Source organism: Microbacterium sp. RU33B, assembly GCF_900155915.1.
GTDB lineage: Bacteria > Actinomycetota > Actinomycetes > Actinomycetales > Microbacteriaceae > Microbacterium.
Window position 1 is genome coordinate 1,045,339 of record NZ_FTPO01000001.1, and the last position, 14,027, is coordinate 1,059,365.

The following is a 14,027-nucleotide window of genomic DNA, read 5'->3' on the forward strand; positions in this document are numbered from 1 at the left end:
AGGGTGCGCCGACCCGTGCGTCGCGCAACCCCCATACGAACTGAACGCGTTCAGAAATACGGCTAGGCTTGAACCATGGCTCAGCAGACGCGCCCGATCGCAGTCATCGCGGGAGCGAGCGGCTTCGTGGGCGGCGCGGTCACGAAGGCACTCGCAGACGACGGCTACGAAGTCCGCCGCATCGGGCGGCGCGAGAAGATCGGCTGGAACGACGCCGGTGCTCTCGCCGCGGCGGTCGACGGAGCGGAGGTCATCATCAATTTCGCCGGCGCATCGGTGAACTGCCGGTACACCGATGCGAACCGCGACGAGATCCTGCGATCGCGCGTCGACACGACGTCTGCTCTCCGCCGCGCGATCGAATCCGCGGCCCACCCGCCAGGACTCTGGCTGAACTCCTCGACCGCGACGATCTACCGCCACTCCATGGATCGACCGAACACCGAGGCCGACGGCCGGATCGGCGAGGGCTTCTCGGTCGACGTCGCCTCGTCGTGGGAGCGCGAGCTGTTCGCCGGCGAGCTCCCGCACACGCGGCGGGTGGCCATGCGGATGGCGATCGTCCTCGGCGACGGACCGGCCACCGCCCTGCTCGTCCGGCTCGCCCGGACCGGCCTCGGCGGTCCGCAGATCGACGGCTGGTGTCCGCCGCACCGGCGCTACCGCAGCATCGGCGCACCTGCGACCGGCGGCCCGCGGGCTCCGTGGCATCGCACGCACGGGCGTCAGCGGTTCAGCTGGGTGCACATCGACGACGTCGTGGGCGCGATCCGGTTCCTCCTCGAGCACCCCGGCCTGTCCGGCCCCGTCAACATCGCGAGCCCGCATCCGAGCGACAACCGCACCCTCATGCGCACGCTCCGCGGCGTCGTCGGCATGCCGATCGGGCTCCCGGCGTGGCGATTGATGCTGGAGCCGGCGATGTGGGTTCTCCGCACCGAGCCGGAGCTCGTCCTGAAGAGCCGCTGGGTGCTGCCCGGCGTGCTGACCGATGCCGGGTACACGTTCCGGCATCCGGAGCTGGAACCGGCCCTGCGGGACGTCGCAGCCGGGCGGAACCGAGCGCGCCGGCGACACTGACACGTCGCTCGCCCGGCCCGCGTGGAGCGTGCGCCCCCGTGCCCGCGCGCCACGGGGGAGGATGGAGTCCGTGACGTCAGAGCCGCGCGAGCCCCTCCGGACGTCGGCGTTCCGCCGCTACTTCTCCGCGGTCGCGACCAGCGCCTTCGGCACGACCCTGACGGTCGTCGCGCTTCCGGTGCTCGTGCTCGAGGTCCTGGGCGGAGACGCCGTCGCGCTCGGCATCGTCAACGCCGCCCAGCTCGTGCCCTACGCGCTTCTCGGACTCGTCGCCGGTGTGTACGTCGACCGCTGGCGACGTCAGCGCGTGCTCGTGTGGGCCTCGCTCGGTCGTGCCCTGACGATCGCGCTCGTACCGGTGCTGTGGTGGCTCGGGATGCTGCAGCTGTGGGTCCTCGTCGTCCTGCTGGTGCTCTTCGGCGGCTGTGCGGTGTTCGGGTTCGCCGCGACGCAGTCGCTGCTGCCCCAGATCGTGGAGCGTCGCGCGCTGCTGGCGGCGAATGCGCGCCTCGATCAGGCGGAGACCGCCGCCCAGACGGTGGGCCCGGTGTTCGGCGGCTGGTTCGTGGGATGGCTCGGCGCTCCGATCGCACTCGTGATCGACGCGGTGACGTACGTGATCGATGCGGTGCTGATCGCCGGAGCGCGCCTCACCGAGTCGGCGTCGCCGCCCGCGGAGAAGCGCTCCCTGCGGCGCGACGTGGGCGACGGGCTGCGATGGACCTACCGGCATCGGGTCCTGGGCCCTCTCGCCGCGTCGACGCACGTGTGGTTCTTCGCGAACGCGGCCGGCTTCACGACCCTCGCCGTGCTGGTGCTGCAGGTCATGGATGCCTCGCCGCTCGTCTACGGGCTGCTCCTGGCGGTCGGGGGAGTCGCGGCTCTCCTGGGGACTCTTCTCGTGGGCCGGATGACCGCCCGTCTCGGCTCGGGCAGGACCATCGCGTGTGGTCGGCTGGCCTACCCGCTCGCCTGGTCGGCGATCGCGATCGCCTCGATCGGAGGGGCATCGGATGCCTCGTTCGTCACGGTCTTCGCCGCGTTCGCCCTGCAGGGGTTCGCCGGGGGCATCGAGAACGCGAACGAGATGAGCCTCCGGCAGACGATGACGCCCGATCCGCTGCTGGGACGGGTCAACGGCACGATGCGGTCGGCCAACCGCACGGTGGCCGCCGTGGGTGCGATCGTCGGGGGCGTGACGGCGAGTGCGTTCGGGGTGCTTCCTGCACTCGTCGGCGTCGCGGTCGTCTTCGCCGCGGCGTTCGCGATCGCCGCGGCGTCTCCCGTGCGAACGGCGCGGCTCGCCGAGGAGTGAACGCCGATCAGGCCTTCGGCCACTCCAGCAGCAGGAGGCTCTGCTTCGTGTCGGCGAAGGTCACCCAGCCGTCTCCGAACTGATACGTGGCTCCGTACCCGTCGGCGTCGGTCTGCAGTGCCGTGTCAGGGCTCTCGGTGACGTAGACGACGCCGCCGTCCTCCTCTTCGATCCATCCGCCGGCGACGAGCTCGCTGCGCACCGACGACGCGTCCGCTGCGGTGATCGGCGCCCAGCCGAACATCTGCAGGTGGTCGCTCGCGGTCGTGAAGTCTCCCCAGCGGCACAGGACGCCCTCGGCGATCTCCAGCGATCCGACGCGGAAGACCTCCTCCTGGACGGTCCACCCGACGGCCGTGAAGTCGGCGACCATCGTGTCGGAGATCAGCTCCTCGCACGTGGGCGTGGCCGCGGGCTCCGTGGTGGGCTCGGCCGTGACTTCGGGCTCGGGCGCCGACGTCGCCGTCGGCGCCGCCGAGATCTGCGTGGGCTCGGGCTCCGGCGTCGACGAACAGGCGGTGCTGAGCACCGCGGTGGCGGCGAGCACGAGCGTGACCGCGCCCAGGCGCAGGGAAGGACGAATCATCGAGAAGACTCCGGGGGGACGGGGTGGGGGGAGTGGAGGAGATCGAGGAAGCTCTGGTGGAGGATGCCGTTGGTGGCCAGCGACGAGCGGTCGGCGATCGTGTCGTCGCCGTCGAACGACGTGAAGGTGCCGCCGGCCTCGGTGATGATCGGCACTAGGGCGGCGATGTCGTACTCTTTGACGCCGAACTCGGCGACGAACTCGAGACGGCCCTCCGCGAGCAGCATGTACGGCCAGGTGTCGCCGTAGCCGCGGTCGCGCCAGACGGCCCGGCTGAGACGGAGCAGCTCGTCGGTGCGGCCCACCTCGTCCCACTGCCGGATGCTCTGGAAGCTCGCGCTGGACTCCGCGATGTCGGAGACGGTCGACACGGCCAGACGACGCTCGCCGCCGTCGGGGGTGTTCGTCCAGGCTCCGAGGCCGGATCCCGCCCACCAGCGCCGCCCGAGGGCGGGCTGGCTCGCGACGCCGACGCGCGGCACGCCGTCGATCGACAGGGCGATCAGCACCGTCCACATCGGGATGCCCTTGAGGTAGTTCGCGGTGCCGTCGATCGGATCGATGATCCACTGGCGGCTCGAGTCGCCGGTGATGCCGAACTCCTCGCCGAAGACGCCGTCCTCCGGCCTCTCGGACTCGAGGATCGCCCGGATCGCCTTCTCCGTGGCCAGATCGGCCTCCGTCACGTGGCTCGCGTCGGCCTTGAGGCTGACCTCGAGGTCGGCGGCATCGAAGCGCGACATGGATGCCGCGTCGGCCGCATCAGCCAGCCGCAGCGCGAGGGCGAGATCGGCGCTCAGGTCGCCGTCGAAGGGCGCGCGAAAGGATCGGACACGATCGGGGGAGGTCACCCCACCAGGATACGGGGCGGTCGCGGCCTCGATTTCCGTGCGGCGCGATCGTGATGCTAATGTTGACCCTCGGTTCGGCAGTTCTCGAACAGCCTGATCGAAACGCACCTCTAGCTCAATCGGCAGAGCAACTGACTCTTAATCAGTGGGTTCTGGGTTCAAGTCCCAGGGGGTGCACGGACCAGAAGGCCCGACATCCGCAGAACGACGCGGATGTCGGGCCTTTCCCATATAGCCTGGTCGGTATGCGGCGGCGTGATTTCCCCTCACCTCGTCCACAAAACGGCCACGTAACCTGCGATGGCACACGTCTCAAGGGTTCGCGATGGTGCTGCTACGGGATGCTCCCGCTTGTCGCCGGAGTTATGTGGACACTGCGCATAAGTACCGCATGACCACGATTGCTCCCGAGACGGCCCGGCCGTCCTCCATGCCCGAACTGCTCACCCAGGCGCAGGTGGCCGACATCCTCGCCGTCAGCCCTCGTGCCCTCGAGGACTGGCGGGTGACAGGCGACGGGCCGCCGTACCTCAAGCTGTCGCACAAGGTGCTGCGCTACGACGCGGCCGCGCTCACGCGCTGGCTGCGCACGCGGAGGGCCGCCTGATGGCTAGGCCACAACTCGCGCCGGGCACGATGGGCAAGGTGAGTCTCCGCGAGCGTGCCGGCCGCTGGCAGGCGCGGGCCAATGCTCGCACGCACGGCGGGGCGCTCATCCCTCTCACGGCTACGGGAGAGACGGAGCGCAAGGCTCGTGACGCCATCGAGCGGGCATTCGCCGCGGCCGTCGTCATGGGTGCCGGGGCGCTCAGCCCTACCTCAACGGTGGGTGACGCCATCGACGCCTGGCTCGCCACGCAACAAGCACGGGCCGCTGGCGGCTCGCTGCGTCGGCAGTCGTACGAGACGTACGCCGCTAAGGCCAGGGGCGCCCGTGATGCGGTCGGGGCCGTCCCGCTGCACCTCGCGCGGCCGCGGCTCATCGAGCCCATCATCGAGAACCTCGTCGTAGGCCGGGGCGTCCCCTACGCGCGCGGCGTGCAGTTCGTGCTGCGGCGGTCGTTCGCCCTCGCCGTCCAACGCGAGGCCATCGAGCACAACCCGCTCTCGGAGTCGATGTCGCTGTCGGCGCCCGAGCAGACGCTCGCGCACCTCACCCCGGCGCAGTGGCAGTCGATGATGGCGAGCATCGAGACCTGGGGTCGGCGCCCGGCGGTGCGTGCAGACTGGCGTCGGCTCGTCGCGCTGTGCTCGGTCATCGTCGGCTCGTCTCTCCGTATCGGGGAGGTCGGTGCGCTGCGTCCGTGCGACTTGAGCCTCGGGGGCTCTCCGCCCGCCATGGTCGTTACACGTACCGTCGTCGAGGTCGGCGGCCGGCTCATCATCCAGGACGTCCCTAAGCGCCGCGGACAGGAGCGACATATCCCCCTGCCCGGCCCTACGGCCGACGCGCTGCGGGCGGTGGCTGCTCGTGCTGCTGGCCCCGCCGCGCTGCTTTTCGGTACGTCCACCGGTGAGCCCGATGGCAACCCCGACCGACTGCTAAGGACATGGCGGTCGAGCCCCGAGGGCCAGGCCTGGATGCAGAGCGTGGGCATTGCGACTCGCGACGTCACGTTCAAGTTGCTGCGTCGTTCGGCTGCCTCGCATGTCCGCGGCAGCGCCGGCCTCGAGGCCGCCCAGGCGCTGCTCGGTCACGCTGACGCGGCGACGACGGAGAGGCACTACGCCGGTCTGCCCGTCGTGGACGCGGCGACGGCCCGACTGCTCGAGGGGATTTGGGGATGAGCGACGCAGGCACGCCCTGGCACGGCCAGACGGTCGCTCCCCAACCGCGAGAGGGCTCACAAGCCTCGGCCCGACTACCAGGCCGTCGACGACTGCACGCACGCCCCCTCATCTGCCACCGTGACGTAGGCATGCCTCGACCGCGGGTCGTCTGTCTGCGAGAAGGCGACGATGAATGTGCCGGTGCAGAGGTCCTCCACCCCGCCCTCGATGACCTCCGCCCCGGCCGCGATGGTCATGACGGACGCACCGCCACAGAGCCCGCGCGGGGTCGAGTCAGTGGAGCTGTTCAGGTAGTCCTGTACGACGCTCACGGCCTGCTCTGCCGGCGTTCCCGGGCTGGAAGCGGTTTTGGAGTGTGAGGGCGGCGAGCCCGAGGCCGCAGAGGGCGATGAGAGGCTTCTTCATGAGGTGCTCCGTTCGATGTGCGATGCCGCCGCGACGAGTGCCGCTGCGAGTGCCCAGGCCTGACCGACTGACAGACTTATGCGGTCGTCGGCGCAGGTGACCGCCACGACCTCGCCCGGCCCGAGAGTCACGGTGAGCTCGGCGAGCGCGAAGAGCGGAGTGAGCGTGAGCATGACCGCCCTATGCGCGGCCGTCGCCGTCACACCTGCGACACGACGGAGAGCACGATGCCCATGTCCTCGGTTGGCGGGTCGTCCGTCGTGTCCGGCCTGAACAGTACGAGCGCGATGCCGACACCGAGACGGCTGCGGTCGCGATGGTCGGGGTCCACCCAGAAGTGTGGACGGACGCGGGCGCCGGTGCTCTCGGTGAGGATGCCCCGCCGCTCCACCGTGCCATCGGGCCGCGTGACGGCAGGTCCCAGAGGTCGATGGCCCAGGTGCCCGTGGTGGTCGTGATGGCCAGGATGCGGTGCGGCGCATCCATGACGGAGCTATGCGCAGTCGACTATCCACAGCCCGCGACAGCACTCTGTCCGTCCCGCGTACGCTCTCCGGATGGATGACCTGAGCGACGCCACCCCGAACTGCGAGAGCTGCTTGCACCGTCTCGAGCCGGCGCGCGGCTGGTGGGTGTGCACGGGCTGCGGTTCCGTGCGGCTGTAGCCTGTGGCCGTGCCCCATAACCCTCACGTCATCGCTGCTGAAATCGAACGCGCGGAGCAGGTGCTTGCCGGGCTGGTAGGCGAGACCATTGAGTCCATCACCATCAACTCGCTGGACGCGTCCGAAGCGCCGTTCCTCGGTCAAATCGTCTCGAAGCTTTCCCCGATGATTGGGAACTTGTTGGAGGCGAGAATCGTCAAGGCCCTCAGTGATGGCGCCGCTCACGGCTACTCATGGATGCGTCAGGACCCGGGGTTCCCTGACGCCGTGCTGGTTGGTCCAGACGGTATGCCTACCGGGGACGGTTACGAGGTCAAGGCATGGTACGTGCACTCGACCGAACTCACCGGTCGATTCCGTGAGTCTGTGAACCTACTGCTCAGCCGCAACGTTCGCGTTGTGGTCATCGCATGGTCGATGTCGCACATCGTTTACGGCACCCCTCAGATTCTGGGAACCTTCACCGACTCGGGAATCTCGTTCGCGGAGGCTCGGGACCGTCATTACTGGCAACCCCCGCAGTACCTCACTGTCGAGCCGAGAGACACGTCTGCGCGCACGCGAAATCTGCAACAGTCCAACGTCGCCGGCTATCGGCTCCAGGAGACCGACCCGAGCCGCATTGCCTCGGCTAATCGTGATACCCGCGCGGGAAACTGGGGGATGGCATACCCCTATGAGGCAGCTACGCAAGACTGGGCCGCTCAGATGATGGGTGCGTATAGCTATCGCCTCGACACGAACTTCGCGAAGATTGACCGCATCGAGCATGAGGCGCTCGAGGAGTTCAAGTCGACCGTCTTGGCGCTGCAGCACGGCGACCGTTCCGTCGCCGCATGGACACGGCTAGTTCGTGACCTGAACACCGCCGAGGGCAGCATCACTCACCGGCGAGCCGCTGACGTTATCCAGGCCATCTACGACGAGCTCTGAACCCCAGAGGCCGGGCGCGACGGTTGACAGGCGTTCCTCGGCCAGGTCGGCGAAGTGCTCGACCTGCTCCGCCACGTAGGCCTGCCGGCCAAGCTCGATGGCGGCAACCGACCCTGTGGCTAGTCCACCGAACGGCTCCCATACGACATCGCCGGGCGAGGTCGATGCCCCGATGATTCGCCGGGATAGGTCCAGCGGCTTCTGGTTCAGGTGGGTAGAGCTCGACGCCGATGGATTGTAGGTTCGCGGGGCGCTACGGATTCCCGAGCCCTTGAAGCGTTCACCGGAGCGAAGTGCAGGTCGGTCCCACACGTTCGTTACCCCGTGCTCGTGATTCCAAACGGAACGAAGCGAGGCCCACTCCGTCGCGGTGACAGGCCGCTTGCCGTCCAGCGAGAAGTACGGAGCACCGTCTGGGTTTCCGTTCTCGTTCGCATAGGCGACGAACTTCTCCATCACTTCTGCCGGCGGGAAGTACCAGAGCCAGCCCTGGTCCAGATACTTGCGCGTCGCTGCGTTCTTGACGCCGGCGGCCTCGTTCGCCTTGTAGACGGGCAGACCCGTGCGCTTCCATTCTCGGAGGAGCCACTCCTTCATGTGCACTACATCGTCGCCACCCGGCGTGAGCGGGAGCGCAGGAGTGCGGGTGTAGAAGGCGCACACCTCAGTGACGACCGGGAAACGACGAATAGTTCGGCCGTTGACATTGCCCGCAACGTGGCCGATTCCCTTGTTCCAGGTGTTGAGGAACTCGAACGACCAGCCGTTGGCGATGAGTACCGGGTGGACGTTTGCCCACCCGACTTCCGTATTCCAGAACCAGAGCGTCGTGGCAAGCGAGGCACCACGGCTCCAGGCCTCAATGTGCGGGCGGTACCAGTCGCCGAGCCCCTCCGGAGTGCGGGGGTCTCCCGGGAAGCCACCGACTCCGTACGCGCCATCCGAGTAGATTGCTGCGGGTGTGGGCCACTGCGCGTAGGCGTCCATCACATCGCCCCGGTAGATGTGGGCGTCTCCGATTGTCTGCACCCGTCGAGGTTAGCCGCATCCTCAGACAGTTCGTGGCGGCGCGCGAAACGCCAAAAGACCCCCAACCGGTGAGGTGGGGGTCTTTGTGCGGTCAGTCAGAGCCGCGGACGTTCGAGCTCCACCTGCGAAGTCCCGGAGTTGGGTCTTGACGAGGAGCTTGTTGTGCAGGTTCTTGCCCTCAGATGTGGGGGCGGGGCCTGGGTAGGTCATGGTGGTCTTCCTTCTCCGGCTAGGCCGGTCCTGGTCAATTCGCCGAGGCGGCAAGGACCGTCGGCGGTGGTCGCGGTGTCTGAACGACAAGCAGTCCGCCGTGGCCATTTCCTTTCGCGCGGTTCCCCTCACCATCACTCCGCCTTCGGGCCCTGACACATCAGCTGCGGCGGAAGCGCCTGCTGCAGCCGAGGGAACCCGCGACGCGCCCACAGCCGTCGGCTCGACCGGGAGCAGTGACGACTGGGATGTGACGATCTCTTCGAGTCCTCGACCTCGCGGGGGTGCCACACTCCCGCAGCGTCTTCGACGACACGTGGCAGCAGGGCGATGACCGGCTGTACTCGTTCCAGTTCTACGTCGACCGCATCACCCGCCTCGTCATCCTTGACGACCAACATCCGGTGGACTGCGCCCCGACCCAAGTGCTGACGGACTTCTTTAGATGGGCGGCCGAACCCCCGACCGGACGGTATCGCCTACCCGTCTCGAGTACACGGCGGCACCAACGTGGTGCTCTTCTTTGAAGACGCGATGTGGTTCGAGGAGTCTGATGCCGAGTCGCCATCAGACTCACTCACCCGCAATCTCCGATTGGAAGAGCGCGGGACAGATGGGCCGCTGTTCGTGATTGACCCATCGAGTGTGCGCCGGTATCGAGTAGTCGAAAACTGTCCATCGAACTCCCAATGTTCGAGACCCGCACGGGTGCTCGTCCAATTGCCGGTCGCGCCCACCTCGTGACCTCAGTGCCCTTCGTGAAGTCAGCCCGTGGCATCACGCCGTTAGGGACGTCGCGTGTCGTCGGTTTCGAGACGAGCTCGCGCATAGGTGGGTTGTGACATCTTCGACCGACACCCACTCAATGCTGGCTGGGTCGCGAAGTCACGCCGCATCTCCGCGCTCTCACTCCTGCCGTGGATTGACGCGATGAGCGGGGAGGTCCGCCAGTGGCGCCGCGGACCTCCCTTGTCGCGACCTGGCCCGTCTCCTAGAACGGCAGCAGCATTTGGTCGCAGTTGCGACAAGCCCACATCACTAGGCCGGGCTCCTCGAGAATTTCGTCGGTACGGAGACGAACAGTGCATGGCATGGCGGGTTGTCCGCAGTCCGGACATATCCGCACTGAGCCTTGAAAAATCGCTCCGCGCCGCTTCAGACGCTGGCGTTCGAGGTCGTCCATGACCGTGCATCGTACGCCTCGAAGCACGGGTTGAGCCCGGGACAGCACATCGGATTGGTGCCCCTGGACGGATTCGAACCGCCGACCCTCTCCTTAGGACGGAGTGGCTCTTCCACTGAGCTACAGAGGCGAGTACGGCAATCCTACAAGCCCAAAGAGGAAGCCCCGGGAGTTACCCGGGGCTCTTGCAGCTCCGTCCTGCCAGCAGCGCCGCACCGCGCGCGGTGCCCTCGCCTTCCGCTAGCTTCCGTTGACCTATGAGGGCGTTAGGGGGGTTGGAAGGGCCTCGTTTGCGTCGGGCTCCGGCTACGCATCCAGGGCATCTGAACTGGTCCACGAGGAATTCACAAGCGAAGACGAGGATGGCACTCGCCGGGTACGTCGGGTGCGCCCCGCGGAGTGTTACCAGGCGGCGATGTACTCGAGTTGAGTTCGGAGAAGCTTCCACGGTTGGTTGAGGTTAAGCGTTCGGGCAATAATCCGGTTGCCCTGGAGGACGATGTCGAGGTCGGGTTGTTCGACCGCGTCGGTTCGCGCGTACAGCAGCATCCCGCTCACCTCTCCGTCTCCAGCGACGTCGGCGTTCTTGACGTAGGCGAGCAGCTGATAGAGGTTCGCCGAGTGGATGCTCGTCTTTCCCCACGCCCCCGTCTGCATTGACTGACTGTAGTACTTGGCGTCGATGATGAGCTTGCGGTGTCCATCGCGGAGCGTGACGTCTGTGCGCATCGCCGGGAGCTGCTCGGCGCCGAGCGAGTTCTCCTGGTCGTAGTCCCAGGCGATGCCGGACGCGGCCGGAGAAAGCTCGGGATGGTGCACGCGAAAGTATTGGCGAAGGAAGCGTTCATAGAGGCTACTCATCGCGTCGTCCGATACCCACGAAGTGAGTTTCGCGGCGCCCGAGTCATGAGTTGGCAGGAGACCTTTGACGACTAGCTCGCACACTCCGAGAAGCAGGCGATAATCCGCGTTCGCGCGGTGATAGTGCAGTGTGTTCCAGCGAACCGAGCTCGGCGATACCAACGTGACCGCATCCATGTACGGGAGAAGTCGACGGAGCGCATCTTTGCGCTGTGAGGCAATCTCGCCGCGACGAAGGAGAAGGACGATAACGGACTTCAGAGCCTGGTTGTGTGGCGTGTCCGGCTCATACTCATCGAACTCGCAGGCAAGTCGTCCCTTGGTCATCGAACGGGTCGCGATAGTCCTCGTGATGTCGATGCGGCCACGCACCGTTGCCAGTGCGTCACTCCGCTCCAGATAGTCGCGGTGCAGACCACGTTTCACCTGCTTTCCAACGCCGCGCACAAGTATCTCTGCAAGTAGGTCCTGAAGGTGGTCGAAGCGTTCGGCTGCGATTCGGTCGGTGCCATCGCTGTGCATCCCTCGAAACGCGTACGCCAGCATGACGTACACGTTGCGGATGGCGATGGACCGGTCGGTCATGCGATGGCGGCTCGTAGTCTTCCCGACCACTCTTCGGCTCTGCCGGGCTCGTCGAACCAATACTCGTCGAGTAATGGAATGAGCTCCTCCTCCACGACGGAGAACAACCAGCCGTCGTCATCAGTTCCGATGGACCGGGAGAGATAGCTGTGTCCGATGGCGAACCCCTGACCAAGGGCTGGGTCGTCGGCTATCACCGTGTTGAGGTCGGCGACGACTGCCACGAGGGCGTCCAGCGTTGGGCTGTCAACCTCCTGCTGCCACCGCGAGAACCCGGCGGAATCGAAGCCAGGGCTCATCTCGAAGAAGCCGAAACGTCGGCGAAGTGCGTAGTCGAGGACGGCGAGGCTGCGGTCGGCGGTGTTCATCATGCCGATGATGTGGACATTTGGGGGGACGGAGAACGTCTCGTTCTTGTACAGGAGGCGAAGCTCCTGACCGCGCTTGTCCGCTTCGATTAGCATCAACAGTTCGCCGAAAATCTTGGAAATGTTGCCGCGATTGATTTCGTCCACGATGAAGAAGTACGGCCGGTCCGGGTCGTCCGCGCGGGCCGTGTCACAGAATCGGTAGAACGGTCCCTCGGTTAGCACGAAGCCACCTGACTCGGTCGGCCGGTAGCCCATCATGAAGTCCTCATACGAGTAACTCTGGTGAAACTGGACCATCATGACGCGGCTCGGGTCTTTCGCTCCCATCATCGAATAGGCCAGTCGCTTGGCGGCGTACGTCTTCCCCACCCCCGGAGGTCCGGCGAGGATGACGTTCTTCTTCCGCGAGAGCAAGGCGCTCAGTCGCTCGTACCGTTCCGCGGAAATGTAGACCTCGCTGAGGAACGCCCCCTTGTCGTAGCCAGGGACGGGCGTCGACGGTATGGGGACGTCGGGCTCCGCATCGTCGGTGAAGAGCGCTTCGAGCCTGCCGACATAGTCGTGAAAGGTTGTGATGTCAGTGAGCGTCTTGGTAGCTGCGTCTCCCGGGTGCTCCCAAACCCCGACATCAGTCCAGTTCACCGAGCGGACGTGTCGAAACGAAGCTCGGTCCGGCTCAAAGCGGGCCGTTGAGGTCACTTCGCCGCGGCCGACAATCTCACGTCGTCCGCGTTTGGCGTACACGATGTCACCGACCGCCATTTCGTTCTGAAACTGCCATAGGGCAAGCACGCCATTCTTCATCGACCCGCCCGTCCCCTCGGGGTCGAGCACTTGCCGAATCGACTCACGGCTTGGGTAGGTAGACAGGTCGTGTAGCGAATCCCAGCCAATCGCCATGATGTCGTTCACCGAGAACTCCGCCCATTCCGACGCCTGCGCGCCAGGGGAGTACAGCCAGTAATGGCGTGGTCGCGGCTCGCCCAGCGCGGCAGCCTTTGACGAGTCCGTTGCGGGGCCGACGGTCGATGAATCCCAGAGCTCCGCCACATCGGGTCTCCAGAAGTGGAACGGTTCGCCAATCTCTGGAGCCAGCTCGGCGCGAATCGCCAGGAGGTCGCGGTCAATCGACACCGGGTCGCCACCGGAGGGTCCGCCAATACGCACTGCGAGCGCATCGCGAATCTTCGACTTCATTCCTGCAGAGGAGATTGGCTCGAACTCGTCCGGTCGAATGAGGAACTGCATAGCGTTGCGGATGTCGGACCGGTCTTTTCCGGAGGCAAGCATGACCTTCTGCAACTCCCACGGGTCGGTCCGCGCTGCCGTGCGCTCACCCTCAGGAAGACTGCTCCAGTGGCGCACGAAAGTGGCCGCCCAAATGATGTGTCGCCATAGCGCGCCGTTGTACCAGGACCCCGGCTCGAAGCCGGCTGTGCCTGCGGGACGAGCAAGCCAGTTCGACATCGAGTCGGGGATGGTCGTCGCCGTCTCTAGGTGCGACAAGACTCTCTCAACGTGCGCTCTGCGCGTTTCGGGCAGCGCTGAACGCAGAGGGTGCTCGCGGAGGAACACGAGCTCCGCTGCGAGGAGCACCACAGCGCGGGGTGCGCCCTGAAGCTGTAGGTCGAGTTTGTCCCACTGGCCCTGGTCGTCGCCGACGAGGGGGTTGTCGCCGATTCTGGCGCGGAGCTCCTCCGCTGCCTCAGCCGTCCAAATCGTCGTGCTTGGGTCCAGAATCGACCGCCCGTCGCCCAGCATGTGGCCAATGAGCTCCCCAGCCTCACGCGCCAGCTCAACATCGGGGGCTGGCCTCGACGCAGCGATTACGGCCTGAACACCTTCGTCGAACTGCTGCGTAGTCATGCAACTCATCTTGCCGGGACTTCGCCGACTTCACTCGCGTAGTCGCACTGGACATCTCAGGAACTGACAGATGCGCTGGCTGGGCTGAGCCGATAGCACACGGGAGATTCACCCCGCACGCCGTTCGGTCTGAGCTCACCCATTTGTGTGCCGACTGCAATGGCAGCAAGACGTCCCGTGTCCTCCCCCTACCAACCGCCGGCATGCTGGCACGTCAGGACTTCGTCGACGTCGACGCACATGGCTCGATGAGCTTGCCACAGGCACTGTGCCTCGGCGGCTGTCGGGACTCGATG

At 66.2% G+C, this 14,027-nt stretch carries 13 protein-coding genes and 2 tRNA genes; 6 read left to right on the forward strand and 9 right to left on the reverse strand.

Going from position 1 to position 14,027, the window contains the following annotated elements:
- The first annotated feature begins 75 nt into the window (after nt 1-75).
- Together B0B14_RS05110 and B0B14_RS05115 are read left to right on the forward strand one after the other, a co-directional pair.
- On the forward strand, nt 76-1,080 hold the full coding sequence (locus tag B0B14_RS05110) for an epimerase (RefSeq protein ID WP_076680390.1): 1,005 nt from the start codon (nt 76-78) through the stop codon (nt 1,078-1,080).
- 70 nt (nt 1,081-1,150) lie between these two features.
- A complete protein-coding gene (locus B0B14_RS05115) occupies nt 1,151-2,395 on the forward strand; it encodes an MFS transporter (RefSeq protein WP_256714266.1) in 1,245 nt (414 codons plus the stop codon).
- Between the two features lie 7 nt (nt 2,396-2,402).
- On the opposite strand, the gene B0B14_RS05120 is transcribed toward B0B14_RS05115, so the two are convergent.
- Together B0B14_RS05120 and B0B14_RS05125 are read right to left on the reverse strand one after the other, a co-directional pair.
- Nucleotides 2,403-2,981 (reverse strand): hypothetical protein, encoded by a 579-nt coding sequence (locus tag B0B14_RS05120; RefSeq protein WP_076680392.1) that lies wholly within the window; start codon nt 2,979-2,981, stop codon nt 2,403-2,405.
- Nucleotides 2,978-3,832, reverse strand: a complete 855-nt coding sequence (locus B0B14_RS05125) for an inositol monophosphatase family protein (protein ID WP_076680393.1) — start codon at nt 3,830-3,832, stop codon at nt 2,978-2,980. Before B0B14_RS05125 ends, B0B14_RS05120 begins: the two co-directional genes overlap by 4 nt.
- Before the next feature lie 104 nt (nt 3,833-3,936).
- Between B0B14_RS05125 and B0B14_RS05130 the strand changes: the two genes are divergently transcribed.
- The 3 genes from B0B14_RS05130 to B0B14_RS05140 all read left to right on the forward strand — a co-directional run bounded on the left by B0B14_RS05130 (nt 3,937) and on the right by B0B14_RS05140 (nt 5,620).
- Nucleotides 3,937-4,009: transfer RNA gene (locus B0B14_RS05130), tRNA-Lys, on the forward strand.
- 214 nt (nt 4,010-4,223) lie between these two features.
- Nucleotides 4,224-4,439, forward strand: a complete 216-nt coding sequence (locus tag B0B14_RS05135; RefSeq protein WP_076680394.1) for a helix-turn-helix transcriptional regulator — start codon at nt 4,224-4,226, stop codon at nt 4,437-4,439.
- Nucleotides 4,439-5,620, forward strand: coding sequence for a site-specific integrase (locus B0B14_RS05140; protein WP_076680395.1), 1,182 nt, complete (start codon nt 4,439-4,441; stop codon nt 5,618-5,620). The genes B0B14_RS05135 and B0B14_RS05140 overlap by 1 nt, the downstream gene beginning before the upstream one ends.
- A 74-nt stretch (nt 5,621-5,694) precedes the next feature.
- Here B0B14_RS05140 and B0B14_RS05145 read toward each other — a convergent pair whose 3' ends face one another.
- The 3 genes from B0B14_RS05145 to B0B14_RS05150 all read right to left on the reverse strand — a co-directional run bounded on the left by B0B14_RS05145 (nt 5,695) and on the right by B0B14_RS05150 (nt 6,419).
- A complete protein-coding gene (locus B0B14_RS05145; RefSeq protein ID WP_076680396.1) occupies nt 5,695-5,934 on the reverse strand; it encodes a hypothetical protein in 240 nt (79 codons plus the stop codon).
- A gap of 90 nt (nt 5,935-6,024) precedes the next feature.
- Complete coding sequence (locus B0B14_RS16480) at nt 6,025-6,201, reverse strand: hypothetical protein (RefSeq protein ID WP_179085268.1); 177 nt, start codon at nt 6,199-6,201, stop codon at nt 6,025-6,027.
- Nucleotides 6,202-6,227: 26 nt separating this feature from the next.
- Nucleotides 6,228-6,419, reverse strand: a complete 192-nt coding sequence (locus tag B0B14_RS05150; RefSeq protein ID WP_076680397.1) for a hypothetical protein — start codon at nt 6,417-6,419, stop codon at nt 6,228-6,230.
- Nucleotides 6,420-6,702: 283 nt separating this feature from the next.
- Between B0B14_RS05150 and B0B14_RS05155 the strand changes: the two genes are divergently transcribed.
- Nucleotides 6,703-7,626: a hypothetical protein gene (locus B0B14_RS05155; protein ID WP_143733631.1), complete on the forward strand. Its 924-nt coding sequence runs from the start codon at nt 6,703-6,705 to the stop codon at nt 7,624-7,626.
- Here B0B14_RS05155 and B0B14_RS05160 read toward each other — a convergent pair.
- From B0B14_RS05160 to B0B14_RS16155, 4 genes are all read right to left on the reverse strand, one after another.
- Nucleotides 7,540-8,655: a DNA methyltransferase gene (locus B0B14_RS05160; RefSeq protein WP_076680399.1), complete on the reverse strand. Its 1,116-nt coding sequence runs from the start codon at nt 8,653-8,655 to the stop codon at nt 7,540-7,542. The genes B0B14_RS05155 and B0B14_RS05160 overlap by 87 nt on opposite strands.
- 1,448 nt (nt 8,656-10,103) lie before the next feature.
- Nucleotides 10,104-10,178: transfer RNA gene (locus B0B14_RS05170), tRNA-Arg, on the reverse strand.
- A 272-nt stretch (nt 10,179-10,450) separates the two neighbouring features.
- Entirely contained in the window at nt 10,451-11,494 is a 1,044-nt protein-coding gene (gene mcrC, locus B0B14_RS05175; RefSeq protein WP_076680401.1) for a 5-methylcytosine-specific restriction endonuclease system specificity protein McrC, read from the reverse strand.
- Complete coding sequence (locus B0B14_RS16155; protein ID WP_256714267.1) at nt 11,491-13,731, reverse strand: McrB family protein; 2,241 nt, start codon at nt 13,729-13,731, stop codon at nt 11,491-11,493. Before B0B14_RS16155 ends, mcrC begins: the two co-directional genes overlap by 4 nt.
- Nucleotides 13,732-14,027 lie beyond the last annotated feature (296 nt).